We start from the raw sequence: 24,967 nt of genomic DNA, 5'->3' as shown, positions 1-24,967 counted from the left end.
GGGGGCGGTATAGCTCATGGTCGATCTTCCAATCAGGCAGTGAATGTGAGGCGCGCCACGCGTATCCGGTACGGCAAAATCGGCCAGCGATTGGCGACGGTTGGCAAATCGTACGCCCTCGCCACCGGATTTCCATTGTCATATCCGGCCCACCTGGTGACAAAATCGGCCACGGGATGCGCGGCGGATGGCCGGATGGACAGACATGAATCACGCTATGGCGCGGTGGAAAATCGGTCGACAATACGCTGCCGTTAGCGCCGGACAGCCCGAGCGACGGGCCGATGCCGTATCGCGTCGAGTTGCAATCGCGCATGCGAGGCCTGATCGGCAAAGGGAGCGGGTTATGGGAAGCGCCGATGGGAGCCGGCCATGGGATACGCCGACGGAGCCGGTTATGGGAGCCGTCCGCGACAAGCCGCGCACCGCGCCACGCGTCAGGCGCGCCGCCGGTACGTGCCGGGCGTACTCCCCGTCCAGTGCCGGAACGCGCGGTGAAACGCGCTCGGATCGTCGAAGCCGAGATCCGCGCCGATCGCCGCGATCGTGTCGTTCGTGTCGGTGAGCCGCTGGATCGCGATGTCGCGCCGCAGTTCGTCCTTCAGCACCTGGAACGTCGTGCCTTCGGCCAGCAGGTGGCGGCTCAGCGTGCGCACCGAGCAGTGCAGGCTGTCGGCCGCCAGTTCGATCGTCGGCAGGTCGGGCAGCTGGCCCGACAGATACTGCCGCACGCGGTGACAGACGAGCTGCTCGCTGAACGATTCGAAGATCCAGTCCCCGGGCGCGCGCGCGAGGAATTTCCGCAGGTTGCGCTTGCTTTGCCGGATCGGCGCGTCGAGGTAGCTCGCGCTGAAGCGCATCAGCGTCCGGCTGCAATCGAACTGCATGGGCCCCGAAAAGAAGTAGAGATGGTCGACCGCATGACGCGGCCGCGGGCACGCGAACTCGATCTGCAGCAGCGGAATCTTCTGGCCGATCAGCCAGGAACCGACGCCGTGCACGAGTTTCAGCATCAGCTCCTGGCCGAGCGGACCGATCGCGCCGAACGCCGGATTCGGCCGGATCACGACCTGCCCGAGCAGCGCGTCGCGCTTCGATTCGACGAAGAAATCGTCGACGACGATATGGAAGAACTGCCCGAAGCGGTGCAGCGCCGTTTCGAGGTTGCGCGCGTCGAGCAGGCTCAGGCACAGGTATTTCAGCGTGCCGCCGCGCAGCGGACGCGAGAAGATGCCGGGCATCTCGTCGTCGAGGTCGATCGCGAGCGTCCGGTACAGCGTCGAGAACTGCTCCTCGGTCACGCGCGCATTCGGTTCGCCCTGCAATTCGCTCGGAATGCCGGCTTCGCGCAGGTACCGCTGGATCACGTCGGGCTGCAAACCCGCGCTTGCAAGGAAACCGTTGGCGAGGGAAATCGGCACCGTCGCGCTCGGCGACGTCAACGGACGGTCAGGCAGGGAGGAACTGGAATCTGGGCCGGTCATGGCGTACGCGTCCAACGAACCGCTGGCATTGTACTTGACCCGGCGCGCGCGGACAGCGCGCGGCCCGGTCACGCGACCGCCCGGACGCCGCGTCGCATTTCCCGCTTCAATCGATGTGGCTGAGTTCCCGCCGCAGGATCTTGCCGACGGTCGATTTCGGGAGCCGCTCGACGAAACGGACCACCTTCGGCACCTTGTACGCCGCGAGGTTCGCGCGGCAATGCGCGATCAGGTCGGCTTCGGTGACGCTGGCGTCCTCCGCCACGACGACGAACAGCCTGACCGCCTCGCCCGTCTTCTCGTCCGCCACGCCGATGCACGCGCATTCGGCGACGCCCGGGAACGCGGTCGCGACCGCCTCCACCTCGTTCGGATAGACGTTGAAGCCCGACACGATGACCATGTCCTTCTTGCGGTCGACGATCTTCAGGAAGCCTTGCTCGTCGAAGACGCCGATGTCGCCGGTGCGGAAGTAGCCGTCCGCCGTGAACGCCTTCGCGTTCGCTTCCGGCTGCTGCCAGTAGCCGCGCATCACCTGCGGCCCCTTCACGCAGACTTCGCCGGCCGCGCCGATGCCGGCCTCGCGGTCGTTGTCGTCGAGCAGCTTCACGTCGGTGGACGGCAACGGCAGGCCCGTGGTGCCCGTGAATTCGGTGACGAACTGCGGATTGAACGTCACCACGGGCGACGTTTCCGACAGGCCGTAGCCTTCGCGGATGAAACAGCCCGTCACCGCCTTCCAGCGCGCCGAGATCACGTCGATCACCGCCGTGCCGCCGCCCGCGGACAGCGTCAGGCGCGACCAGTCGACTTCCTTCAGGCGCGGGTGGTTCGCGAGCCCCGCGTACAACGTGTTCACGCCGACGAACACCGTCGGCCGCGCGGCCTTCAGCACGTCGAAGAACGCATCGATGTCCCGCGGATTGGCGATCAGCCAGTTTTCCGCGCCGATCGAGAAATAGGACAGGAAATTCACCGTCAGCGCGAAGATGTGATACAGCGGGATCGCGGTGACGACGACTTCGTCGCCCGGCCGCTGCGCATCGGGCACGAACGCCTGGAACTGCGCGATGTTCGCGATCAGGTTGCGGTGCGACAGCGCGGCGCCCTTCGACAGCCCCGTGGTGCCGCCCGTGTACTGGAGCAGCAGCAGGTCGTCGCCGTTGAGCGCGACCGGCTCATGGGCGAGCTGCTGCCCTGCGGCAATTGCGTCCGTGAGCGCGATCGCATCGCGCGGCAATGCTTCGCGCACGTCAGCGGGAACGTCGACGACGCCGAGGTCGCCACGACCCACGGTGATCACGGTGCGAATCCCCGTGTTGCCGATCACGTGCGCGAACGTGTTCGTCGAGCCACCGCACACGACGATCGTCTCGACGCCCGCGTCGTTGAGCTGATGCTCGAGTTCGCGCGCGGTGTAGAGCGGATTCACGTTGACCTGGATCGCGCCGATTTTCGCGACGGCGATGAACGCGACCGGGAACGCGAGCACGTTCGGCAGCATCACGGCCACGCGATCGCCCTTGCGGATCCCGACGACTTTCTGCAGATAGGCGGCCAGCGCGTTCGACAGGCGGTCGACGTCCGCATAGGTCAGCGTCCGGCTGCCCGCGTGGAACGCCGGCTTGTCGGCAAAGCGGCGCATTGCGTCGTCGAGCAGCGCGGGCATGGAAGGATGGCGATCGGCATCGATCTCGGCGGGGATCGAGCCATACGACCGGATCCAGTGTCTCGTGTTCATGTAGGTATCCTTGGGCGGCCGGCGCGCAGGCTTTGCGCATCGCGGGAACCGCTCCCGGATCGATGCTGGCGCCGCTCGTTCGACGGCCCGTCCGCCCGGGCGGGCAAGGACCGTCTCACGAACGCCGACTATCGCCCGCCGGCCGCGCTTTGCAAATGATCGACGCGGCCGAAAAGATGATCGAAACGGACAGGCGTCCGGCCGGCCCGCCCCCGCCGGATCGGGCGAAACGCGTCGATCGGCCGCCTGCGCCGGGCGATCCGGCCCGCCGCACCGCGGTTGCACTCAGGGTGAACCCTGTAGCGAAACCGCGCGTTCGGGCGCAGAATCGCGTGCCCGGAATCGGTATCGAATCGGACTCAGGACCCAGTCATGCCGCGCGACGCGCTGATGAAACCGACGGCGACACAGCCCCCTGGCGATCGGTTGCCCGATGCCACGCTGTCCGCCCTGCTGCGCGAGAAACGCTTCTCGCCGTCCAAGCTCGCGGTCCTGCTTCAGGTCGCGTCGGACCTCGGGCTCGACGCGGAGGCGGTGCTGGCCGGGACCGGCCTCGATCCCGCCGCCGTCGCCGATCCGTTCACGCTGACCTCGTCGCAGCAATTCCTGACGGCCGCGAGCAATGCAATCCGCCTGTACGACGATCCGGACCTCGGTGTACGGGTCGGGAACCGGCTGCATGCGTCGAGCTACGGGATGTACGGCTACGCGATGCTGTGCTCGGAGTCGATGGCCCACGCGTTCGACTCGGCGGTCAAATATCACCAGCTCGCGAACCGCGCGCTCGAGATCCGCTGGGTCGTGCAGGGCGACACGGTGTCGTGGCTGTTTCCGAACCAGGACGAGGCGCTGCTGCCCTGCCTCGACGAGCCGTTGTACCGCTTCCTGATCGACATGCAGTTCGCGCTGCACGTGACGATCATCAAGGACGTGATGGGCGCATGGTGCGTGCCGGCGCGCGCGCAGTTCACGCAGCCGGAGCCGCCGCACGCGGCGTTGCTGTCCGACGCGCTCGAATGCCCGCTCGCGTTCGGCCAGCCGCGCAACGTGCTCGACTACCCGGCCGCATGGCTCGCGCGCGCGCCGCAGCTCGCGAACCCGATCACCGCCGCGCAGGTGTCGTCGCATTGCGCGCGGCTGCTCGACGAACTCCGCGCCCAGTCGGGCGTCACGCGCCGCGTCTACCAGGAGCTCACGCGCACGCCGGGACAGTTCCCGGACATCGACGCGATCGCGGAAAGCCTGTGCATGACCGCGCGCACGCTGCGGCGCAAGCTCGAGACCGAAGGCACGTCGTACAGCGAGCTGCTGACGAGCGTGCGCAAGGCGCTCGCGATCGACTACCTGAGCACGACGTCGCTCAGCACCGAGGACATCGCGGCGACGCTCGGGTTCAGCGATGCGGTGGGTTTCCGGCACGCGTTCAAGCGCTGGACCGGCAAGACGCCGAGCGAGGTGCGCCGCAATCGGGGGGCGTGAGCGGTGCACGGCGGCGCGCGCCATCGTCCGCTACCCTTTCTCCAGCAGCCCTGCCGCAATGTCTGCCACGCGCGCCACGTGGGCGGTCGCCGCATCGCGCGCCCGCGGCGGGTCGTGCGCGCGGATCGCGTCGAGTATCCGGCTCATTTCCTCGACAGCTTGCCGCCCTCGATCGTCGGACGCGATCGTCAGCGCCCGCAACCGGGTGATGCGCGCGTTCAGCGTCTGCACGATCTCCCATGCAACCCGCCTGCCGCCACCATCGAACATCTGCTCGTAGAACGACGTCGTCAGCTCGCGAACACGTTGATGGTCGTGACACGCAAACGCATCGTCGATCTGCCCGACGCAATCCGCGAGATGCCGGACGACTTGCGCATCCGCCCGGATCGCGCACGCCATCGCCGCGTCGCCTTCGAGCAACATGCGGATTTCGTAGATCTGCTTCGCCGTGCTGGCATCCAGTACGGCGACGATCGGCCCCTGGTTCGGCACGGAATCGACGAGCCCTTCGGTCTCCAGATGACGCAACACCTCGCGTACGACCGTCCGGCTCACGCCCAGCTCCTCGCACAACGCGCGCTCGACGAGACGCTCGCCCGGCGCAAAGCGCGCGTCGAGAATCGCGTCGCGTATCTTCCGCAGCGCAAGCTCGCGCAGCGTCGTGGACGGCCGCTCGACCTTGAGCGATGACGTAGCCACGTTGGTCGTATCCATCATGCTTGCGCGAAGAAGCGGGCGTCGCGCGTGTCCCACTCGACAACGGCCTCCGCACCGACCGTGAGCCCCGCCTCGTGATGCTGCCCCGCCGGCATCCGGATCGCGATTTCCTGCTGCCACGGCGTGGCGACCGCGTAGTGCATCGCATCACCGAGATACGTGATGTCGCGGACCGTCACCGCGAGTCCGACACCAGCCTGCCCGCCGCGGCGCGACCGCAGGCGCATCTGTTCGGGGCGGATCATCAGGGTCCCTTCGTCGCCGGCCGGGACCGGGCTGCGCTCGTCGCCTTCGACGGGATGGCCGTTCGGAAACACGCCGCCCGGACGCCCGTTCCCGTTCGACGTCATGCGCACCGGCAGGAAGTTCGAGTTGCCGATGAAGCCGGCGACGAACCGTGACGTCGGATTCGCGTACAGTGTCTCGCCGGTCCCGACCTGTTCGATACGCCCCTGGTTGAACACGGCGATGCGATCGGACAGTCGCAACGCCTCTTCCTGATCGTGCGTCACGTAGAGGATCGTGACACCCGTCTCCTGGTGAATCCGGCGCAGCTCGAGCTGGATCTCCTCGCGCAGCTTCTTGTCGAGCGCCGACAGCGGCTCGTCCATCAGCAGCAGCGGCGGATCGTACGCGAGTGCGCGTGCAATCGCGACACGCTGCTGCTGCCCGCCGGACAGTTGCGCCGGCATGCGGTCGCGGCATTCGAACAGGTGCACGAGCTTGAGCATGCGCTCCACCTTGTCCCTGACTTCGGCGTCCGGGCGCCGCCGCACCCGCAGCGGAAATGCGACGTTCTCGGCGACGGTCAGATGCGGAAACAGCGTATAGCGCTGGAACACCATGCCGATGTTCCGCTGGTTCGGCGGCACCGACAGCAGCGGCTTGCCGTCGAGCATCACGCGCCCCTCGGTCGGCTCCTGGAAGCCCGCGACGATGTAGAGCGTCGTGCTCTTGCCCGACCCCGACGGCCCCAGGAAGGTCATGAATTCACCCTTGCGCACGTCCAGCGACACGCTGTCGATCGCGACGACGTCGTCGTAGGTCTTGCGCAGGTGCTGGATCTGCAGAAATGCGTTCATGGCGGTTGCTCCTCAAACTATCGCGCGCGGCGCAGCCACGCGCCGGCACACATCAATACGGCCGTCAGGCCCACCAGCAGCGACGACGCGGCCGCCACCACAGGTGTCAGGTCCTGCCGCAACGTGGCCCAGATCCGGACCGGCAGGGTCTGCAACGTCGGGCTCGCCATGAAGATCGACACGACGACTTCGTCCCACGACGCGAGAAACGAGAAGATCGCGGCGGCCAGCAGGCCGAGCCGGATCGCGGGCAGCGTCACACGCCACTTCACCTCGAACGGCGACGCGCCGCAGATCAGCGCGGCATCTTCGACGGTCGAGTCGAAGCTCGCGAGCGAGTTGCTGATCGAAATGATCGAGAACGGCAGCGCGAGGATCAGGTGCCCGATCACGAAGCCCGTCATCGTGCCGTTCAGGCCGACGCGCAACACGAATGCATACAGCGCGACCGCGAGCACGACCACCGGCAGCACCATCGGCGTGATGAAGAACGCCTGCACGATCGAACGGCCGCGGAACTTGCCGCGCACGAGCGCGAGCGAGGCCAGGAAGCCGATCGAAACCGACAGCACCGTCACGATCACGGCCACCTGGGCGCTCGTGAGCAGCGAATCGAGCCAGTCGGTATCGGTCAGCAACTGCCGGTACCAGGCCAGGGTCCAGCCTGGCGGCGGAAAGATCAGCCACTGCGAATCGCCGAACGACAGCGCGACGATGAACAGGATCGGCAGCAGCAGGAACAGCGCCACCGCGCTGCCGACGGCGATCAGGATCCAGCGCAACCCGCCGAGGCGGTCGAAGTCGAGCAACATGTCAGCGTCCTCCGAAGCCGGGCCGCGCGCCGCCCGTTAGGCGCAGCTGCAGCGCGTACAGCCCGAGCGTCACGGCCAGCAGCACCAGCGCGGCGGCGCCGGCGAGCCCCCAGTTCAGCAGCGACTGGACGAGCTGCGCGATCAATTCGGCCAGCATCATGTACGACGGCCCTCCGAGCAGCGCGGGCGTGACGAAATAGCCGAGCGCCATCACGAACACCATCAGCGTGCCGCTCGCGATGCCCGGCAGCGCGAGCGGCACGAGCACGCGCCAGAACGCCTGCCAGCGACTCGCGCCGCAGATCGCGGCCGCGCGCAGCGTCGACGGATCGATCGCGCGCAGCGTCGCATGCAGCGGCATCACGATGAACGGCAACATGATGTAGGTCATGCCGATCGTCACGCCCACCAGGTTGTTGACGAGCGCGAGCGGCTCGCTGATGATGCCGGCCGCCATCAGCAGCCGGTTGATCGGCCCGGTCTCCTGCAGCAGCACCATCCACGCGAAGGTGCGCGCGAGCAGGTTGGTCCACATCGACAGCAACAGGATCGCGAACAGCAGCGAGCTGATGCGCCGCGGCGCGATCGCGAGCAGCCACGCAGTCGGGAAGCCGATCGCGAGCGTCACGATCGTGACCACCGATGCGACCAGGAACGTGTTGCCGAACACGCGCAGATAGGTCGTCGAGCCGACGAGCTGCGCGTAGTTCTGCAGGCCGGGCGTCGGTTCGAGCACGCTTCGCAGCAGCAGCGACAGCACCGGCAGCAGAAAGAAGATCACGAGCAGCAGCAGCGCCGGAATCAGCAGGCGGATGTTCCGCCAGTCGCGCCGGCGGCGTTTTGCCGTCGTGGGGGAATGCACGAAGGTACTCAATACGTTAGGCATGATGTCTCCGATCCACTGCGGCCGATCCGGCGCGTCACTTCGATTGCCACGCGTACCAGCGTTTTGCGATCGCGTCGCGGTTGTCCGCCCAGTACTTCATGTCGAGATTGATCTGCGTCGCCGTGTGCTGATCCGGCAGATTCTTCGCGATCGCGGCAGGCATCAGCGCGGCGGACTTCACGTTGATCGGCGCATAGCCGGTCTCTGCCGCGAACTTCGCCTGCGCTTCCGGGCTCGTCGCGGCTGCCAGGAACTTCATCGCCTCGGCCTTGTGTTTGGCGCCCTTCGGCACGACGAGCATGTCGGCCGCGGTCAGGTTCTGGTTCCACGAGATCCCGACCGGCACGCCGCTTTGTTCGAGCGCATGCAGCCGGCCGTTCCAGAACATGCCGATCGGCGCCTCGCCCGACGCGAGCAGTTGCTGCGACTGCGCGCCGCCGCCCCACCAGACGATGTCGCTCTTGATCGTGTCGAGCTTGCGGAATGCGCGATCGAGGTCGAGCGGATACAGCTTGTCCGGTGCGACGCCGTCCGCGAGCAGCGCGATCTCGAGCACGCCCGGCGCGGACCACTTGTACAGCGTGCGCTTGCCGGGGAAGCGCTTGGTATCGAACAGGTCGTTCCATGACGTCGGTTGCGCGCCCTTGAACTTGCCCTTGTTGTAGCCGAGCACGAATGAGTAGTAGAAGCTCCCGACCGCTGCCGGCGAGACGAAGCGCGGATCGAGGCTGTCCTTCTTGACGACCGAGAAGTCGATCGGCTCCACTAGCCCGGCCTTCTGCGCCGCATAGGCGAAATCGCCTTCAACGTCGACGACATCCCAGCTGACGTTGCCGCTTTCGACCATCGCCTTGAGCTTGCCATAGTCCGTCGGCCCATCCATCACGACGTTGGCGCCGGTCGATGCCGTGAATCCCTGCGCCCAGTTTTTCTGCTGCGCCGACTGCGTCGTCCCTCCCCAGCTCGTGAACACCACGGGGTCCGCGGCGTCGGCCGCCGATACCGCGAACGCCGCCGCGCATGCGATGGCCAGGGGCACTGCGAATGAGGTGAATCTGCTGCTCATGTCAAACTCCAGGAAACGGATGAACGGGATACAGCGTCGGGGGGCCGGTGCGGCGCATCGCTCACGCGAGCGGAGAAAACGGCGCGGGTTTCATGATCTTGTTTTCCATCTCTTCCATCAGCGCCTGAATCTTCGGCGCGAATGCCTGCCACGCGAGGTCGCCGGCGAGCGCGGCGCGGCGGCGCTCGCGCTCGTCGAGGCTCGGGTACGCCCAGATGTGGACGATCTGGTTCAGCGGCCCGATCTCCGAGAAGAAATAGCCGATCAGGTCGCCCAGGTATCGCTTCTGCAACGCGATGCCTTCCTCCTCGACCAGCTTCAGGTAAGCAGGCAAGGTCCCGGTCCTGAGCCGATACGTGCGAATTTCGTAGAACATGCGTGCTCCCGGGCGCGTCAGCGCATCACGAACGGATCCGCGATCGGCTCGTCCGACGTCCGGATCCAGACCGATTTCGTCCGCGTGTATTCGAGTACCGCGTCGAAGCCGCCTTCGCGGCCGAGCCCCGACAGGCCGTAGCCGCCGAACGGCACGATCGGCGACACCGCACGGTAGGTGTTGACCCACACGATGCCCGCGCGCAACGCGCGGGTCAGCCGATGCGCGCGCGTCAGGTCGCGCGTGAAGACGCCCGATGCGAGCCCGTAGCGCGTGTCGTTGGCGAGTGCGATCGCCTCCTGCTCGGTGTCGAACGTCACGACGCTCAGCACCGGCCCGAACAGCTCGCGGGCGACGCTCGGAACCTGCGCGTTCGGGCAATCGACGATCGTCGGTTCGAAGTAGTAGCCCGCGCCGACGCCTGCCGGTCGCGCGCCGCCGGTGACGATGCGAGCGCCGGCCGCGACGCTCGCGGCGAGCACCTCGTCGATCAGCTCGAGTTGGCGCCGCGTCGCGAGCGGCCCCATTTCGGTCGCCGCGTCGCGCGGGTCGCCGATCCGGATCGCGCGCGCCTTCTGCATCAGCCGCTCGAGCAGCGGCGCATGGATGCCGCGCTGGACGACGAGCCGCGATCCGGCGACGCAGCTCTGGCCGCTCGCGGCAAAGATGCCCGCCACGACCGCGTTGCACGCGCTGTCGAGATCCGCGTCGTCGAATACGAGCACCGGCGACTTGCCGCCGAGCTCGAGCGACATCGCGGCGAGATTGTCCGCCGAGTTGCGCACCACATGCCGCGCCGTCTCCGGCCCGCCGGTGAACGCGATCCGCGACACCAGCGGATGACTCGTCAGCATGCGGCCGCAGTCGTCGCCGAACCCGGTCACGATGTTCACGACGCCGGGCGGGAACCCCGCTTCGTGAACCAGGCGCGCGAATTCGAGCAACGGCGCGGGCCCCTCCTCCGACGCCTTGAGCACGATCGTGCAGCCGGCCGCCAGCGCGGGACCGACCTTCACGGCAGACAGGAACAGCTGCGAATTCCACGGCACGACGCCCGCGACCACGCCCACCGGCTCGCGACGCAGCGTCACTTCCATGTCCGGCTTGTCGACCGGCAGCCACGCGCCTTGGATCTTGTCCGCGAGGCCCGCGTAATAACGGTAGTACTCGGCGACGTAGCCGATCTGGCTGCGCGTCTCGCGGATGATCTTGCCCGTGTCCTGCGTCTCGAGTTCCGCGAGCCGCGGCGCGTGCTGCCCGACCAGGTCGGCGAGACGGTAGAGCAGCCGGCCGCGCTGGCTCGCCGTCAGGTTCGCCCATGCGGGATCGGTCAGCGCGCGGTGCGCGGCGCGCACCGCGCGGTCGACGTCCGCCGCGCTCGCCGCCGGCATCGACGCCCACACGTCGCCGGTCGACGGATCGACACTGTCGAACGATCGCGCGGCGTCCTCGAATTGCCCGTCGATGTATTGCTGGAACCGCTGCACCATCTCGGCCACTCCCCAGAAAGTTTGCGATCGACGCGCTCAGCGCGGCTGGAAGGCCGGCATCACGTCCGAAATGAACAGCTCGAGCGATTTCCGCTTGCGCTCGAAGCTCATGTGGCTGTCGAGCCAGAAGCTGTACTGGTCGTAGCCCATTTCCTCGTACTGCTGCAGCCGCGCGATCACATCCCGCGGCTCGCCGACGACGAGGTTCTCTCTGATCGCCTCCGGCGAGTACTGCGGGAACATGTCCACATCCGCCTGCGTGAGCGGCTCGATGAACCCTTGATGGATCGGCCGCTCGTTCTTGAACCATTTGCTGAAGTAGCGATAGAACGCCGCGAGATCCTCGACGCCCGCATCGACCTCGGCCGCGTTCGCGCCGACGAACGTATGCATCAGCATCATGATCTTCGGCCTCGGCACGTCGGGATGCGCATTGCACGCGGCATTGAAGCGCTCCATCAGGCTTGCGACTTCCGCGTCGCCTGACGCCAGCGACGTCACCTGCACGTTGCAGCCGTTCGCGACCGCGAATGCATGCGAGTTCGGGTCGCGCGCCGCGAGCCACATCGGCGGATTCGGCTGCTGGATCGGGCGCGGCACCGGGGTCGACGCCGGCCACGACCAGAATTCGCCCTGGTGCGCGTAATCGCCGTGGAACAGCTTGCGCAGCGCCGGCACCATTTCGCGCATCCGCGCGCCGGCGCTCATCGCGTCGAGCCCCGGCAGCAGCCGTTCGTATTCGAACGTGTAGGCCCCGCGTGCGATGCCGAGATCCAGCCGCCCGCCGGACGCGACGTCGACCATCCCCGCCTCGCCGGCCAGCGCGATCGGATGCCAGAACGGCGCGATCACCGTGCCGGTGCCCAGCCGGATGCGCTCGGTGCGCGCGGCGAGGTACGCGAGGTTCACGAACGGGTTAGGCGCGATCGTGAACTCCATTGCGTGGTGCTCGCCGATCCACGCGGTTTCGAATCCGCCGCGCTCGGCGAGCTGCACGAGCTCGGTCATCTGGTCGAACAGCGCCCGATGCGACGTGCTGGCGTCGTACCGCTCCATATGCAGGAACAACGAAAACTTCATGATGTTTCATCTCCTGTGTCGGCCGGAGTCGGCGCTTTAGCGCCTACTCCGGCCCCATCCCTTGTGGAGTCGGCCGGAGTCGGCGCGTTGGCGCTTGCTCCGGCCCTATCCGTTATGGACGTCGGCCTGTCACCGGCCGATCCGGCATCCGGCCGGTGTCAGTGGGTTGCCGCGAGCGGCTGAACGGTACCGGCCTCGGCATTGCCGACGTAAATGCCAAACGCGTCTTCGCTGCGTTCCTTCACGTAGCGCGCGAGCATCGAGCGCACCGCGTCGTCGCGGATCTCGTCCAGCGGAATCGCCGACAGCGGGACCACGCGCAGGCGGCCGGCGTTGGCCGCCGACGATTCGGCGTCGAGCACGCGGCCACGGTAGTACACGTGCACGCCTTGGACCGGGGTCTGATTCGATTCGAATACCGCGAACAGGAAGTCGAGATGCGCATCCAGTCCGAGCCCGGCGAGCACGCCGTGCAATGTGGTCGGCTCGCCCGCCGGATCAAGCTTGGTGCCGGTCGGCAGCTGCAGCCCTTCAGGCGTGTCGACCAGCACGAGACCGTCCTGGTGCTCGAGGATCGCGCCAACCTTCGCCCGCGCGCCGGCCGCCGCGAGCGCATCCTGCGTCAGGCCGAAATTGACGTAGGCACCGCGGCAATACCCGAGCGGCGACGCGCTCGTGTGCACGAAGTCGACGACCCGGCCGATCAGGATGATGTGGTCGCCCGCATCGACGACGTCGTGCGTCGCGCAGTCGAACGACGCGGCGGCGTCATCGATCACCGGCGCGCCGGTCGCTCGGGCACGCCATGCGACCTCCGCGAACTTGTCGGCGCTCTTCGACGCGAAGACGCCGGACACATGTTTTTGATCGTCGGCCAGCACGCTCACCGCAAAATGCTTCGTCTGCGAAAACACGCCGTAGCTCGAGGCCGTTTTCGCGATGCACACGAGGATCAGCGGCGGATCGAGCGACACCGACGTAAACGAGTTCGCGGTAAATCCGCGCGGCGAGCCGTCCGGCTGGATCGTCGTCACGACCGTGACGCCGGTGACGAAGGCGCCGAGCGCGCGGCGAAACTCGTTCGCGTCGAACGGCTGGCCGCTGGCCGGCGGCAGTGCGGCCCCGACCTGCTCAACGTGCTGATTACTCATGGTGTTCTCCAATTCAGGATGCCTTGTCAATCTGACGGGCACGGCCGGACGCATACGCAAGAAATGCGAGCAGGCGCTCGTTGACGCGTTCCGGATCGGTCACGTTCATCATGTGCCGTTCGCTGGCGATCACTTCCGCCCGACCGTCCGGCACGGCTGCCGCCATCGCAAGCGACATCGCGGGGCTCGAGTTCGGATCGCGTTCGCCGGTCAGGAACAGCGCCGGCATCGCGAGCCGCGCCAGGCGGCCGACGTGCGCGTCGTCCGAGCACGCGAACAGCTGATACGTGCGCGCATAGCCGACCGGATCGACCGACAGCAGCAGCGTACGCACGTGCATCGCCACCTCGGTCAGATGCACCGGCACCGGATCGCCGAACCAGCGCGCGAGCGTCGAATCGACACCCTTGTCGCTGGACGTGTCGTCGAGCGTCGCCGCGCGATGCATGACCGCCGCGCGCTGTTCCGGCGTGCGGTCGTAGACCGCATTGAGCGCGATCACGCTGGCCGTGCGCGCCGGGCGGGTCAGCGCGAACTCGAGCGCGACGAGCGCGCCCATCGAATGCCCGGCGACATGCACGACCCCGATGCCCAGCAAGTCGAGCAGCTGCTCAAGCTGCCGCGCGTACTCGCCGAGCGTGGGAACTGCCTGCGGCAACGCGCTCTCGCCATGCCCGAGCATGTCGTAGGCAACGACGCGGTAGCGCTCGGTCAGCACATCGATCTGCGGGATCCACACGCTGCGGTTCATCCCGACGCCGTGGATCAGCACGACCGTCTCGCAGTCGGCATCGACTTCGCCACCGGTCCGCGGATAGACGCTGTAGCCGGTGCCGCCGACAACCGCGTGCATGCCGCGCGCAGCGCTCGCAAGTTCAGGCTTCATTGGCGGACAGATCCTTCAGGTCCTGATAGCGGTCGCCGATCCGATGATGCGGACGCCCGCCGATCGAGGCGCCGAGCGCAACGACGATTTCGTCGGGCGCCGGCGCGTCGACGATCGAGAACTGCACCGTCAGGTAGTGCGAACGCATGCCTTCGTCATGCTTGTGCATCAGCGGGATCGAGATCGGACAGTTCGGGCCGCCGCGCACGTTGGTGAAGCTCAGGTAGCTCCTGGCGCCGACGGCCTCGCGGAACAGATTGCCGAAGCGCAGCGTGTGAATCAGCGCGGACGCATGCTCGACCTCACCCGACGTGCCGACGATCGCGGCCTTTCCGTAGCCCTCGACTGCGTCGCCCGACCCGGCGACACGCAGGATTTCCGCGGTCAGCAGTTCGCCCAGCTGCGGTGCAAGGGCGTGAATTTCCGGCCTCAGATCCTCGACGAAGCCGCGCCCGGCCCACGGATTGCGCAGCACGGCGGCCGCGCCGAACAGCTTCAGCGGCTTCGCCGCCGCCTTGCCGCCCTCGATGAAGGTTTCTTCGACATAGGTAACCAGCTTGCGCACTTCCAGTTTCATTCCTCTCTCCTTGAGAACAGGGGCATGGCCCGTGATTGCGATCGACGAGATTATGGTATGCCATGTTATGGCGTACAGAAAGGCCGTCAATATTATGGAATTCCATAATCTCATGCCCAATTTTTTGGCACGATTCTCGCGTGACGAACTTCGGTGGATGTCGGGAAGGGGAATGGCCCATCGCGGGCCTCAGGTCGAGCGACGTGGTGGACGCGGTGAAACGCGGCCCTCAGGGAGGCATCGAGGCAGTAAGGGTGGGATCGCCGGCCGGTGCCGGCGAGGCAGGGTGACGCGACACAGTACGAACTGCGTCGCGCGGAGCGCGCTGCGTGGGGAGCGCGCTGCGTGGGGAGCGCGCTGCGTGGGGAGCGCGCTGCGTGGGGAGCGCGCTGCGTGGGGAGCGCGCTGCGTGGGACTGGAGTAAGTGCTGAAGCACTTACTCCAGTCGACATCAGACGTCGCTGGCCGTTTCGGCCTGTTCGGCCAGCACCTGCATCGCCAGTTCGGACACGCGGCGGATGTGCTCCGCCGACGCCGCCTGAGCCGCGTCGGCGTCATGACGCTCGATGGCGTCGAGCAGCCTATTCATTTCACGATTCGACTCGTCGCCGCGCCCGGGTGTCGCGATGGTCAACGCACGCAGCCGGTTGATCCGCGCGTTCAGCGACTTCACGACCCCCAGCGACACGAGCTTGCCCGCGCCTTCGAACATCACGTCGTAGAACTGCTCGGTGTGCTCGAGCACGCGCGTCAACTCGCTCGCCGCAAACGCTTCCTCGATGGCGCCGCGGATGTCGCGCAGGCGCTTGACCAGCGAAGGCGTCGCATGCACGGCGCAAGCACGCGCCGCGTTGGCTTCGAGCAGGCTGCGCAACTCGTAGATCTCCTCGACCTGGCTCGGGTCGAGCCGCGCGACGACCGGCCCTTGCCGGGCAGCGATCTCGACGAGCCCTTCGGTCTCGAGATGCCGAAGGACTTCACGCACCACCGTGCGGCTCACGCCCAGTTCCTCGCACAGCGTCCGCTCGACGAGACGCGCCCCGGGCCGGAAGTATCCCTGCACGATGGCGCCCCGCAGCTTGTCCAGCGTGAGCTCCCTGAGGGTCTTGGTCGTACGGTCGATTTTGAGATCTGACATGGCGGCGAAAAGGAATTGGCGAACGTCCAGGCACCCGGCCCATGGACGTCGATGTGGCACCTTGGAATGCCATATTATCGTCGAACTCCGCCCATCGCCCGACCGGAGCCGACATCGGCACACCTGCCCCCGTCGCGCGTACGCGTGGCTGCTCAGCGCGTGATCCCGGAACGGCCGGCCGCCTCTCCCACCCCATTCGCCACCGGCAACGCGAACTCGAACACGGCCCCCCGCCCCGCGCGGTCGACCAGGCGGATCGCGCTGCCGTGCAGCAGCAGCATCCGGTGGACGATCAACAACCCGAGCCCGCCGCTCAACGTCGCGCCGCCCGCGCTGATCGGCCGCTGCGGCCGCTGGAACAGGCCTTCGCGGCGGTCCGGCGGAATCCCCGCGCCGGTGTCCGCGACCGTCACCACGACCTTGCCGTCGCGCGGCTCGAGCGCGATCTCGACCTTGCCATGCTCGGGCGTATGCCGCAGCGCGTTGTCGAGCAGGTTCGTCAGCACGCGCTCGATCATCCCCAGATCCGCCGACACGTTCGGCATGCGCGGCGGCATCTGCGCATGCAGCTCGACCTGCCGCGCCTTCGCGGCGAGCTCGAATTTCTGGAACACGTCCTGCACGAGATCGACGAGCGAGAAGTCTTCCAGCACGGGCTGCACGCCGCCCGATTCGAGCCGCGCGAGTTCGAACAGCGCCTGCGCGAGCCGGCCGACCTTCGCGCTCTGCGCGAGCGCGATCGACAGGTAGCGCCGGCGTTCGGCGTCGCCGAGCGATTCGGCCTTCAGCGACAGCGTCTCCAGATAACCGTGCAGCGACGTAAGCGGCGTGCGCAGATCGTGCGAGATGTTCATGATCAGCTCGCGCCGCTGCTGGTCCTGCCGGCTCAGCGCGCGCCATTGCTCGCCGATCCGGTCGGCCATCTGCGCGAACGCCGATTCGAGCACGACGATGTCGTCACCGCGCCGCCCCGGCGGCGAGCGCGGCACCGGCGGCTGCGTGTCGGGCTCGCCGTTCGCGTCGAAGCGGCGCATCGCATCGGTCAGCCGCCGCAGCGGACGCGTGATGAAGCTGAACGCGGTCAGACCCGCCAGCAGGCCGAGCAGCGCGACGACCGCCATCGACCACAGCGTCGTGCGCAGCACGTTGCCGGCGTCGAAGCGCGCCGCCAGCCTGTCGTGCGCCTCGCCGAGCAGCACCACGTAGATGTAGCCCACCGGCGCCTGCCCCGCGCGGCGCAGCGGCGCGGCGCTGAAGATCTTGCGCGCGCTCGGGCTGCGCGGATCGTCGCCGAGGATCGGCAGCGGCTCGCCCGCGAGAAAGCGCTGCACCGGCGCGAGATCGACGCGCTCGCGCTTCACGTGCCCGGGCGGCGCATCGTCGCCCTTGATCCGCCCCGCGTTGTCGAGCAGGTACACCTCGACGCTCGGGTTCACGCCCATCAGCTGCCCGAACAGCGTGCGCACCGCGTCCGGGCGCAGGCCGTTCGCGTCCATCAGCGGCGTGATGTTCGCGATGTGCGCGGCGAGATCGCGCGACAGCCCCTGCACGACTTCCATTTCGCGCATGTCGTTCGCGCGGATCTGCAGCCACGCGGACGCGCCGGAGCATGCGAGCAGCAGCACCGAAAACACGAGCGACAGCCGTTGCGTGAGCGTGAGCCTCATGTCGCGTCCCGCTGGTCGGGCGCGGCGAGCTTGTAGCCGCGGCCCCACACCGTGAGGATCCGCACGGGCTCGGCCGGATCGGCCTCGATCTTCGCGCGCAGCCGGTTGATGTGCGTGTTGACCGTGTGCTCGTAGCCTTCGTGCTGGTAGCCCCAGACGGCATTCAGCAGGTCCATCCGCGAGAACACCTTGCCCGGATGCCGCGCGAAGAAATACAGCAGGTCGAATTCGCGCGGCGTCAGGTCGATGCGCGCGCCGTCGACGCTCGCCTCGCGCGCGATCGGATCGATCGACAGCCCCGCGACGTCGAGCGTGCCGGCCTCGATCCGCGAATCCCGCGCGAGCGCGTCGACGCGGCGCAGCAGCGCCTTCACGCGCGCGACCAGTTCGAGCACGGAGAACGGCTTGGCCAGATAGTCGTCGGCGCCGAGTTCGAGGCCGAGGATCCGGTGCACCTCGCTCGACCGCGCGCTGGTGATGATGATCGGCGTATAGCGCTGCATCCCGCGCGCGCGCCGGCAGATCTCGAGGCCGTCGACGCCCGGCAGCATCAGGTCGAGGATCAGCGCGTCCCAGTTGCCCTGCTCGAGCAGCCGCAGGCCTTCGGCGCCGTCCGCGCTGTGCACGACCTCGTAGCGCTCGTCGCGCAGGTGCAGGCTCAGCACGTCGGCAATGTCGGCGTCGTCCTCGACGATCAGGATGCGTTTCGGGTGGTCCATGGCGGGTCGGCGGCGCCGCGCGGCGCGTCGGAGTCAGGGTCGGGGCCCGGGTTGGGATCGGATGGCGGCGGCATGCCGCCCTGCCCCCTATTGTGCAAAATTTTGCGGCGGCAAGTGTTCACAAATCATTTAACTTTGGATGGCGCCTGTGCTGCGCTCTCACAGATCCGGACGTGAATCTCTCGGCCTAAATTGTTCCGCCCCGCACGCTCAGTCCCAGAACCGCGCCCCGGTTCGCATAGATTCGCCCGCGCGGGAGGCGATTGTCGTAATCAATGTGGGTCAGGGCGTTGAGCGATTGTTGTCCCCACCACGTGTCGTCGCAAGTCGTGCGCGCCACCTCGCTTGGACGACTCTTTTGGGTGACGGTCAACACGATTGGTCTTTGCGCTGGACGCGGCACCCGCGCGGCGGTGACAACGTCACTCCGCAAGAATGCGGGTTCCGTCAATGTTGAGCAGTTGGAACTGCGCAGGAGACTCCTCCATCGCGTTCGTCTTCTTCAGGTTCTCGATGACCCCATCCAGATTGCTATAGTCAAACTGGGCACACCAGATCGCCATCTTCGCAAGGCTGCGCGCATAGTCAGCCGGCTCATCGTCTCTCGTGAGTTTTCGCAGACAGTCGACGAACTGCGGATGGAACAGGGTTGGGACGATAATTCGATGCAACCCGGTGCGCGAGAGTTCAGCGTTCATCACAAGACGGGATATCCGGCCGTTGCCGTCGACGAAGGGATGAATCTCGGCCACCAGAAATAAATAGAAAATTGCCCGGGCTATCCCTTCGGGTAAGCTCATGGCCAGTCGCGAGCCCTCTTCAAATGTCCCCCGCACCTGCCCCGGATTCACAAACTGGGTCGTTCCGGCGAAGTTAACCTCCGTCTTGATTCCGCCCGGGTTGGCCTCCGGCCTCGCCTGCAGCATTTTCGCGTGCCATTCCTGCAACTCCGGCAGAAACTCTTCTCCGGAAACCGGTGGGCTATGCCGGTACGGTGCCTCGACTGCCAGCTGATACACCCCCAGGATATCGTGGGAATCTTTTGGACGGGTCGGCATCACCTTCTGATGCATGACAATGTCCCGCGCATCCTCGATTGGAAATTTCGTGCCCTCGACGTAGTTCGAAAAATACGATTCGACGAAAGCCCGATTGTGGCGCGCCACGCCAACAGGGACGCGATCCTCGATGCGGGGTAGTGCTGCGCTTCGCAGGTAACCTGCCAGCACGCCGAAGCGCTCAATGCGGTCCCGGTCAACCGCCTTGCCCTTCGAGACGAGGATGCCTTCGCGAGTCTTCAGCTCGCCCTTCTCATGCGTGCCGAGTAGTTCACCAATCATGCCTCGCAGTGTTTCAAGCTGCTCCTGCATATTCAATCGCTCCGCCAACGACGCGGCCCGGTCCCGCAACTCGTTAAGAGACTTCTCTCCCGCGGCGTTCAGGTGCTTGATAAGCCAGGCCTCCACCTCTTCCTGACCCGCGCGACGCGGAGCCCTGCGCCCCAGGTTCTCCAGCAGCGCGCGAGCCTGGCTCGACCAGTGCAGTCCGCTCTGGCCAAGCGGCATATCCCCGGGCAGTGGCCCAGGGCCTTCGATGAGCCGGAAGGTGAGCCCCGGCAGTTCAAGCCTCTTGCGAACGAGCGTCGGGTGGGAGACCGTCCAGACATGGTCCTGCGCCTGCCCACTGAAGGCGCTGATGTGCGAAACCACGCCTCCGGGGATGAGCATGCCGCCGATATCCATCCAGTGAGCACGCACCCGCCGCTCGACTTCGGCCGGCCCACCCTCACTGTTCACGTACACCCCCTTGAACACACTGGTGAGCGAGCCGGCCACGGCCATTCTTTGAACCTTTCTCTTCTCGGCAGGAGAAAGGCCTGACATGAAGGTAACGTCCTTCGATATGGACCTAATAATCGTGGTCATAGGGGCATGGTTTGTCGCGTAGCGTCACATTTTATCGCGAAGATGGCCAATTTTGTCGCGCAGCGTCTCCAAAGTTGTCATTTTTGTCGCGTTCCAGCGAAGAAATGAGTTTGGCGTACGGAGGTTGGACACTGTCGCGTTCCAGCGAAGAACGTTGCACCGAGACCGAGAATTTGTCGCACAGCGTCACCGAAACATTGGTTTTTGTCACGTTCCAGCGAAGAAAGCTCAGCGCTCCTCGTGGATTTGTCGCGTAGCGTCGCCTGAATGCGCGAATTTGTCGCGCAGCAACGAAAGAAGCATCAATCGGGGGCAACTGACCGCTCGCGACGAGGCGCCGGCGCGAGCCGCGATGCGCTGCCGGTGAGCCACATGGCAAAGCGTACGCGCGTCGCTCGACGAAGCGATGGAGGAAGCGGACGAAACTGACGGCGCGGTTGCCGCCAACCTCTTGCTGCAAGTTGGCAATCGGGCGCGGTTAGATCTTGGCGACCCGCAGGCTGAAGCGCCAGATCTTACTGAGATGGACCCGGCGCTCCCTTCGGTGACCGCGCTGCCACGATTAGGGCGAGCGAGGCCAGCGCGCTAGCCTCTTTCGCAACATCAACGGCCCGAACGTTACGCCGCAAACTTCAGCGCTTGCGAAAAATCCGCGATCAGGTCGTCGATATCCTCGATGCCGGCCGACAGCCGCAGCATGCCGTCGGAGATGCCCATCGCCTTGCGCGTTTCCGGCCCGGCTTCGAAAAAGATCGTCGGCGCAACGGGAATGATCAGCGTGCGCGTGTCAGCAAGACCGGTCGCCTTGATCGGCAGCTCAAGCGCGTTGACGACTTCGATCATGCGCTCCGCGTTAAGCAATTCGAACGACAGCAGCCACGACGCGCCCTTGAAAAGCGCTTGCGCGATCTCGTATTGCGGATGGCTCTTCAGGCCGGGATAGAACACCTTGCCGACGGCCTTGTGCCCCTCCAGAAACTGCGCGAGTGCGAGCGCGTTGTCGCTGCTTTGCTTCACGCGCAACGCGAGTGTTTCTGCACCTATCGCGATGGAATGTGCCTGCTCGGACGACAACGCCGCGCCCATGTCACGCAGGCCCTTCTTGCGGATCTGCAACAGCCCCTGCTCCTTCGCTGTCGAACGCCGATAGTCATCGGCGATGTTCGGATACGCGCTCCAGTCGAACAGGCCCGTATCCGTCACCGCTCCGCCGAGCGCAGCGCCATGGCCCGCGATCGTCTTCGTCAGCGAGTTGATGACGAGACTCGCGCCGACCGCCTTCGGCTTGAACAATGCGGGCGACGTAATCGTATTATCAACGACATACACGATGCCACGCTCGCGGCACACGTCGCCGATGCCCTGCAAGTCGGGGATCTGTGTGCCCGGATTTGCGATCGTTTCGACGAACACCATGCGCGTATTCGGTCGGATTGCGTTCTTCACGTTCTCGACGACGGATGCATCGACGGTCGTGACTTCGATGCCGAGCATCCGCAACGTGCCGAATAAGCTATTGGTGTTGCCGAACACGTAACGGCTCGATACGAGATGATCACCCGCGCGCAAAAGCGTGAGAAACGTCGCCGTGATCGCGGCCATGCCGGTACTGAAACAGACCGTGCCGACACCTTCTTCCAGGCTCGTGATCTTGCGCTCGAGCGCTGCGGTCGTGGGGGTGCCCTGCCGCGCGTAGTTGAAGCCGCCCTTCTTCGTGCCTTGGAACACGCCGATCAGATCCTCTACGCGCTCGAAGCCATATTGCACGGACGTATGAATCGGCTGATGCACGCCGCCGTGCTCAGTGCCCGCGATTCTGTCGCCGTGAACAATGCCCGTGGTGAAGCCTTGCTTGTCCATCCCTTCTCCGCTTCCTAAGTCGATTACTTCCGGCCGATAATCCCCGGCAACCCATGGGCCCTCGAAATCCTCAGCGCCGCGACGCCGCCCATGCTTTTCCGCCATTCTCCACTAGTGATCGCGTAGTCGTTAACTCCCGGCCAACGAATACTGCGTCGTGCGCCGATTCTAGCGACTTGGGCTTGGGTCTGGCGCACCCTCGACCTTCACCGATGACGCTTCGGAAAACACGGTGAGCTTTGCATCGCTTCACTTTTGCTTACCGACAGTCGCAGTTTGACTGATCGCTGCTCGATTGCCCGCTCGTCAACCTGCCGACACCCGCTGCTCGCCGAGCCATTCGAGCAGCCTCTGCGTGACGAAGGCCGGATTCTCCAGATTGGAGATGTGGCCCGCGTCGGGCACGAACACGTGCCGGCAGCCGATCACACCGGCCATCTTCACGGTTTCGGCCGGCGGGCGCGCGACGTCGTTGGCACCGCACATCAGCAGTGTCCGCGCGCCGTCCAGCGCGGCGAGCGTCGACAGTGTGTCCGGCCGGCCGAAGATGATCCGGCCGAGCGGCACGATCGATTGCCTCAGTCGGTCCGCCGAAAGATTCGCCAGCGCATTGCGGAACGCGGCAGGCACGGCGCCCGTCAGGTCTGCACCAGGCCGGAAGAACAGCGGCACGATTGCATCGAGCAGTGGCGGCGCGATCCTGCCTGCAGCCTCGATCGCGTCGAGCATCTGGAAATAGCGCGTGCGTGTCACGTCGGGCTCGGCCTCGAGCGACGTATCCATCAGGACGAGCGCGCGCACGCGCTCGGGCTCGCGCAACGCGAGTTGCGGTCCCCACATGCCGCCGACGCTCAGCCCGACGATCGCACATTGCTCGATCCCGAGCGCGTCGAGCAATGCGCTCGCGTGAGCCGCCAGATCGCCCAGCGTCTGCGTCCCGTCGGGAAGCGCGCCCGACAGCCCGTGTCCCCACAAGTCCGGCACGATGACCCGGTACGTACGGGACAGTGCCTCGATCTGCGGCGCCCACATTGCGGCATCCCACAAATAGCTGTGTCCGAGCAGTACCGGGAATCCAGTGCCGTGCTCCTGGTAGTGCAGCGTGCTGCCTTGAATAACGCGTGTGTGCATTTCAACTCTGAGTTTGAGAAAAACGGTTTCCTTCGTGAATCCGGCCAACCAATCGTTGCCACGCACTGCGATGCCAGGCGTCATCCGTTGGTGCATCCCGGCACCGAGGCGGCAGAGTGCGAGCCGGTGTTGCCGAGCGCGTCACGTATCGCGTCGATCGATGCATGCTGCCCCAGCGCGATCAGCGCGTCGCGGGCGCGCTGCACGACCAGGCGAATGAGCCGGAGTTTTCCAACTAAAACCGGGACTCATATCAGCCTCAAGTACATGAGTAGCCTGGCTTCAATCAGTCATCCAGAAGGGCTGATCGAAGACCCAGATATTGGACGAATGGATCAAAGTCCCGATCGCTGTACAGCAGCGAAACGCTGTTCTCAATACAGTAAGTCGCGATCAGCGTGTCGATGGTCTTGCGGATCGTCACGCCTCGCGCTCTCAAGTCACGATAATTTCGTGCGGCCTGGACGGCGTTGTCGGTGCCGACCAGCGACACAACATCCAAGCGCGTCGTCATCAGCTGGCGGGCCACATTGAATTCGGATTCGGCCGAGAAACCCTGCAACACTTCTGTCACGATCAGGTCGCCAGACAACAGCGCCTCCTTGCCCAGCAAAGCGTCAAGCTTGTCGGTTTCCGGCGAAACCTTGCCACGGAAATAATCAATCCAGACGCTCGAATCCACGAGCGTCATCGATCAGTCCTCATGGCGTCGAGATCACCTTCCCAGTGGAGTTTTCCGCGGAACTGGCGAATCTGCTCTTGCTGTTTGAGCCTGATGATCGTTTTCAGACCGAGCTCGACGGCTTCCCGCTTGGTTTTGATACCGGTCGCGGCAAGCGCCTCGGCCATCAACTTGTCGTCGATTTCAATATTGGTACGCATGACATACCTCGTAGTGTGTATAGATGGTTACGATTATACACATTGCAGGACCCGGCATCCGCCCGCGCGCAGCCACTGAAATCGCGGCTCGCACCGGAAGCCGGCGGATGTCGACAGACCATCCCCCCCGAAAGCCCTTGTCAGCCGGGGCTCAGACGGATTCCAGCACACCTCGCCGCAACACCCGGCCAATCATCACAAATCATTTAACTTTCCGTGAGGACTTCGGTACGGGCCCGTCCCTACGATGTGCGCATGTTTCCAGGACCCGCACCGAGGAGCCCATCATGCACACCCGCAGACGCTTTCTGTTTGCCGGCGCCACCGGCCTCGCGGCGCTCGCCGCGCTGACCTCGACCGGTCGCCGCGCAATGTTCCGCAGCGCCGTGGCTGCCCCGCCCGCCGGCGGCTTCGAAGTCGTCCACACGGACGCCGAATGGCATCGGATGCTGACGCCCGCGCAGTACGAGATCCTGCGCGAAGCCGGCACCGAGCCGCCGTACAGCAGCCCGCTCAACGACGAGCACCGGCACGGCACGTTCGCGTGCGCGGGCTGCCAGCTGCCGCTGTTCTCGTCGACGACGAAGTTCGACAGCCACACCGGTTGGCCGAGCTTCTGGGCGCCGCTCGACCACGCGGTCGCGACGAAGACCGACCTGTCGTTCGGGATGATCCGCACCGAAGTGCTGTGCCGCCGCTGCGGCGGCCATCTCGGCCACGTGTTCGACGACGGGCCCAAGCCGACCGGCCTGCGCTACTGCATGAACGGCCTCGCGCTCGCATTCCATCCGACTGCCGCCTGATCCGGCCCCCAA

25 protein-coding genes are annotated in these 24,967 nt (G+C 65.8%); 2 read left to right on the top strand and 23 right to left on the bottom strand.

Annotation, left to right across the window (positions count from 1 at the left end):
- Positions 1 to 437: 437 nt before the first annotated feature.
- A complete protein-coding gene (locus ACV229_RS38120; RefSeq protein WP_448088210.1) occupies positions 438 to 1,556 on the bottom strand; it encodes an AraC family transcriptional regulator in 1,119 nt (372 codons plus the stop codon).
- Positions 1,557 to 1,590: 34 nt separating this feature from the next.
- Entirely contained in the window at positions 1,591 to 3,225 is a 1,635-nt protein-coding gene (locus tag ACV229_RS38115; protein WP_448088209.1) for an AMP-binding protein, read from the bottom strand.
- A 372-nt stretch (positions 3,226 to 3,597) separates the two neighbouring features.
- On the opposite strand from ACV229_RS38115, the gene ACV229_RS38110 reads away from it, so the two are divergent.
- On the top strand, positions 3,598 to 4,704 hold the full coding sequence (locus ACV229_RS38110; protein WP_448088208.1) for an AraC family transcriptional regulator: 1,107 nt from the start codon (positions 3,598 to 3,600) through the stop codon (positions 4,702 to 4,704).
- A gap of 30 nt (positions 4,705 to 4,734) precedes the next feature.
- On the opposite strand, the gene ACV229_RS38105 is transcribed toward ACV229_RS38110, so the two are convergent.
- From ACV229_RS38105 to ACV229_RS38005, 21 genes are all read right to left on the bottom strand, one after another.
- Positions 4,735 to 5,421, bottom strand: a complete 687-nt coding sequence (locus ACV229_RS38105) for a GntR family transcriptional regulator (protein WP_448088211.1) — start codon at positions 5,419 to 5,421, stop codon at positions 4,735 to 4,737.
- On the bottom strand, positions 5,421 to 6,506 hold the full coding sequence (locus ACV229_RS38100) for an ABC transporter ATP-binding protein (protein ID WP_448088207.1): 1,086 nt from the start codon (positions 6,504 to 6,506) through the stop codon (positions 5,421 to 5,423). The genes ACV229_RS38105 and ACV229_RS38100 overlap by 1 nt, the downstream gene beginning before the upstream one ends.
- Before the next feature lie 17 nt (positions 6,507 to 6,523).
- Entirely contained in the window at positions 6,524 to 7,318 is a 795-nt protein-coding gene (locus tag ACV229_RS38095; RefSeq protein WP_448088206.1) for an ABC transporter permease, read from the bottom strand.
- A gap of 1 nt (position 7,319) precedes the next feature.
- Positions 7,320 to 8,204, bottom strand: coding sequence for an ABC transporter permease (locus ACV229_RS38090; protein ID WP_448088205.1), 885 nt, complete (start codon positions 8,202 to 8,204; stop codon positions 7,320 to 7,322).
- Positions 8,205 to 8,238: 34 nt separating this feature from the next.
- Positions 8,239 to 9,270 carry an ABC transporter substrate-binding protein gene (locus ACV229_RS38085; RefSeq protein WP_448088204.1) on the bottom strand — a complete coding sequence of 344 codons (1,032 nt, stop codon included), beginning with the start codon at positions 9,268 to 9,270 and terminating at the stop codon, positions 8,239 to 8,241.
- A 61-nt stretch (positions 9,271 to 9,331) separates the two neighbouring features.
- On the bottom strand, positions 9,332 to 9,646 hold the full coding sequence (locus ACV229_RS38080) for an NIPSNAP family protein (protein ID WP_448088203.1): 315 nt from the start codon (positions 9,644 to 9,646) through the stop codon (positions 9,332 to 9,334).
- A gap of 17 nt (positions 9,647 to 9,663) precedes the next feature.
- Positions 9,664 to 11,136, bottom strand: a complete 1,473-nt coding sequence (locus ACV229_RS38075; RefSeq protein WP_448088202.1) for an aldehyde dehydrogenase — start codon at positions 11,134 to 11,136, stop codon at positions 9,664 to 9,666.
- Positions 11,137 to 11,172: 36 nt separating this feature from the next.
- Positions 11,173 to 12,216, bottom strand: a complete 1,044-nt coding sequence (locus tag ACV229_RS38070) for an LLM class flavin-dependent oxidoreductase (RefSeq protein WP_448088201.1) — start codon at positions 12,214 to 12,216, stop codon at positions 11,173 to 11,175.
- Between the two features lie 158 nt (positions 12,217 to 12,374).
- Positions 12,375 to 13,367 carry a flavin reductase family protein gene (locus ACV229_RS38065; protein ID WP_448088200.1) on the bottom strand — a complete coding sequence of 331 codons (993 nt, stop codon included), beginning with the start codon at positions 13,365 to 13,367 and terminating at the stop codon, positions 12,375 to 12,377.
- Positions 13,368 to 13,380: 13 nt separating this feature from the next.
- Entirely contained in the window at positions 13,381 to 14,253 is an 873-nt protein-coding gene (locus ACV229_RS38060) for an alpha/beta fold hydrolase (RefSeq protein ID WP_448088199.1), read from the bottom strand.
- A complete protein-coding gene (locus ACV229_RS38055; RefSeq protein WP_448088198.1) occupies positions 14,243 to 14,830 on the bottom strand; it encodes an amino acid synthesis family protein in 588 nt (195 codons plus the stop codon). Before ACV229_RS38055 ends, ACV229_RS38060 begins: the two co-directional genes overlap by 11 nt.
- Positions 14,831 to 15,281: 451 nt before the next feature.
- Complete coding sequence (locus ACV229_RS38050; RefSeq protein ID WP_448088197.1) at positions 15,282 to 15,968, bottom strand: GntR family transcriptional regulator; 687 nt, start codon at positions 15,966 to 15,968, stop codon at positions 15,282 to 15,284.
- Between the two features lie 152 nt (positions 15,969 to 16,120).
- Positions 16,121 to 17,635 carry a HAMP domain-containing sensor histidine kinase gene (locus ACV229_RS38045; protein WP_448088196.1) on the bottom strand — a complete coding sequence of 505 codons (1,515 nt, stop codon included), beginning with the start codon at positions 17,633 to 17,635 and terminating at the stop codon, positions 16,121 to 16,123.
- Entirely contained in the window at positions 17,632 to 18,354 is a 723-nt protein-coding gene (locus tag ACV229_RS38040) for a response regulator transcription factor (RefSeq protein WP_448088195.1), read from the bottom strand. The genes ACV229_RS38045 and ACV229_RS38040 overlap by 4 nt, the downstream gene beginning before the upstream one ends.
- A gap of 422 nt (positions 18,355 to 18,776) precedes the next feature.
- Positions 18,777 to 20,279 (bottom strand): Fic family protein, encoded by a 1,503-nt coding sequence (locus tag ACV229_RS38035; RefSeq protein WP_448088194.1) that lies wholly within the window; start codon positions 20,277 to 20,279, stop codon positions 18,777 to 18,779.
- A 31-nt stretch (positions 20,280 to 20,310) separates the two neighbouring features.
- The gene (locus tag ACV229_RS38030; RefSeq protein WP_448088193.1) at positions 20,311 to 20,739 is read right to left on the bottom strand and encodes a hypothetical protein; all 429 of its coding nucleotides are present in this window, start codon (positions 20,737 to 20,739) and stop codon (positions 20,311 to 20,313) included.
- A 158-nt stretch (positions 20,740 to 20,897) separates the two neighbouring features.
- The gene (locus ACV229_RS38025) at positions 20,898 to 22,139 is read right to left on the bottom strand and encodes a cystathionine gamma-synthase family protein (RefSeq protein ID WP_448088192.1); all 1,242 of its coding nucleotides are present in this window, start codon (positions 22,137 to 22,139) and stop codon (positions 20,898 to 20,900) included.
- Positions 22,140 to 22,445: 306 nt separating this feature from the next.
- Positions 22,446 to 23,270: an alpha/beta fold hydrolase gene (locus ACV229_RS38020; protein ID WP_448088191.1), complete on the bottom strand. Its 825-nt coding sequence runs from the start codon at positions 23,268 to 23,270 to the stop codon at positions 22,446 to 22,448.
- An 80-nt stretch (positions 23,271 to 23,350) separates the two neighbouring features.
- On the bottom strand, positions 23,351 to 23,476 hold the full coding sequence (locus tag ACV229_RS38015; protein ID WP_448088190.1) for a DNA-binding protein: 126 nt from the start codon (positions 23,474 to 23,476) through the stop codon (positions 23,351 to 23,353).
- A gap of 80 nt (positions 23,477 to 23,556) precedes the next feature.
- Entirely contained in the window at positions 23,557 to 23,961 is a 405-nt protein-coding gene (vapC, locus tag ACV229_RS38010; RefSeq protein WP_448088189.1) for a type II toxin-antitoxin system VapC family toxin, read from the bottom strand.
- The gene (locus ACV229_RS38005) at positions 23,958 to 24,152 is read right to left on the bottom strand and encodes a type II toxin-antitoxin system VapB family antitoxin (protein ID WP_047904609.1); all 195 of its coding nucleotides are present in this window, start codon (positions 24,150 to 24,152) and stop codon (positions 23,958 to 23,960) included. The genes vapC and ACV229_RS38005 overlap by 4 nt, the downstream gene beginning before the upstream one ends.
- A gap of 287 nt (positions 24,153 to 24,439) precedes the next feature.
- Between ACV229_RS38005 and msrB the strand changes: the two genes are divergently transcribed.
- Positions 24,440 to 24,955: a peptide-methionine (R)-S-oxide reductase MsrB gene (gene msrB / locus ACV229_RS38000; protein ID WP_448088188.1), complete on the top strand. Its 516-nt coding sequence runs from the start codon at positions 24,440 to 24,442 to the stop codon at positions 24,953 to 24,955.
- Positions 24,956 to 24,967 lie beyond the last annotated feature (12 nt).

The sequence above is a fragment of the Burkholderia sp. MR1-5-21 genome, from assembly GCF_053427715.1.
Note: the sequence above shows the minus strand (reverse complement) of the source record. Positions and strands in the feature narration are given on the sequence as shown.

Coding starts and splice junctions, on each gene's coding strand:
- ACV229_RS38025 (WP_448088192.1), bottom strand. CDS start 22,139: ATGGACAAGCAAGGCTTCACCACGGGCATTGTTCACGGCGACAGAATC.
- ACV229_RS38110 (WP_448088208.1), top strand. CDS start 3,598: ATGCCGCGCGACGCGCTGATGAAACCGACGGCGACACAGCCCCCTGGC.
- ACV229_RS38090 (WP_448088205.1), bottom strand. CDS start 8,204: ATGCCTAACGTATTGAGTACCTTCGTGCATTCCCCCACGACGGCAAAA.
- ACV229_RS38035 (WP_448088194.1), bottom strand. CDS start 20,279: ATGACCACGATTATTAGGTCCATATCGAAGGACGTTACCTTCATGTCA.
- ACV229_RS38105 (WP_448088211.1), bottom strand. CDS start 5,421: ATGGATACGACCAACGTGGCTACGTCATCGCTCAAGGTCGAGCGGCCG.
- ACV229_RS38050 (WP_448088197.1), bottom strand. CDS start 15,968: ATGTCAGATCTCAAAATCGACCGTACGACCAAGACCCTCAGGGAGCTC.
- ACV229_RS38020 (WP_448088191.1), bottom strand. CDS start 23,270: ATGCACACACGCGTTATTCAAGGCAGCACGCTGCACTACCAGGAGCAC.
- ACV229_RS38065 (WP_448088200.1), bottom strand. CDS start 13,367: ATGAGTAATCAGCACGTTGAGCAGGTCGGGGCCGCACTGCCGCCGGCC.
- ACV229_RS38040 (WP_448088195.1), bottom strand. CDS start 18,354: ATGGACCACCCGAAACGCATCCTGATCGTCGAGGACGACGCCGACATT.
- ACV229_RS38055 (WP_448088198.1), bottom strand. CDS start 14,830: ATGAAACTGGAAGTGCGCAAGCTGGTTACCTATGTCGAAGAAACCTTC.
- ACV229_RS38115 (WP_448088209.1), bottom strand. CDS start 3,225: ATGAACACGAGACACTGGATCCGGTCGTATGGCTCGATCCCCGCCGAG.
- ACV229_RS38080 (WP_448088203.1), bottom strand. CDS start 9,646: ATGTTCTACGAAATTCGCACGTATCGGCTCAGGACCGGGACCTTGCCT.
- ACV229_RS38085 (WP_448088204.1), bottom strand. CDS start 9,270: ATGAGCAGCAGATTCACCTCATTCGCAGTGCCCCTGGCCATCGCATGC.
- ACV229_RS38075 (WP_448088202.1), bottom strand. CDS start 11,136: ATGGTGCAGCGGTTCCAGCAATACATCGACGGGCAATTCGAGGACGCC.
- ACV229_RS38100 (WP_448088207.1), bottom strand. CDS start 6,506: ATGAACGCATTTCTGCAGATCCAGCACCTGCGCAAGACCTACGACGAC.
- ACV229_RS38095 (WP_448088206.1), bottom strand. CDS start 7,318: ATGTTGCTCGACTTCGACCGCCTCGGCGGGTTGCGCTGGATCCTGATC.
- ACV229_RS38070 (WP_448088201.1), bottom strand. CDS start 12,216: ATGAAGTTTTCGTTGTTCCTGCATATGGAGCGGTACGACGCCAGCACG.
- ACV229_RS38045 (WP_448088196.1), bottom strand. CDS start 17,635: ATGAGGCTCACGCTCACGCAACGGCTGTCGCTCGTGTTTTCGGTGCTG.
- ACV229_RS38005 (WP_047904609.1), bottom strand. CDS start 24,152: ATGCGTACCAATATTGAAATCGACGACAAGTTGATGGCCGAGGCGCTT.
- ACV229_RS38060 (WP_448088199.1), bottom strand. CDS start 14,253: ATGAAGCCTGAACTTGCGAGCGCTGCGCGCGGCATGCACGCGGTTGTC.
- msrB (WP_448088188.1), top strand. CDS start 24,440: ATGCACACCCGCAGACGCTTTCTGTTTGCCGGCGCCACCGGCCTCGCG.
- vapC (WP_448088189.1), bottom strand. CDS start 23,961: ATGACGCTCGTGGATTCGAGCGTCTGGATTGATTATTTCCGTGGCAAG.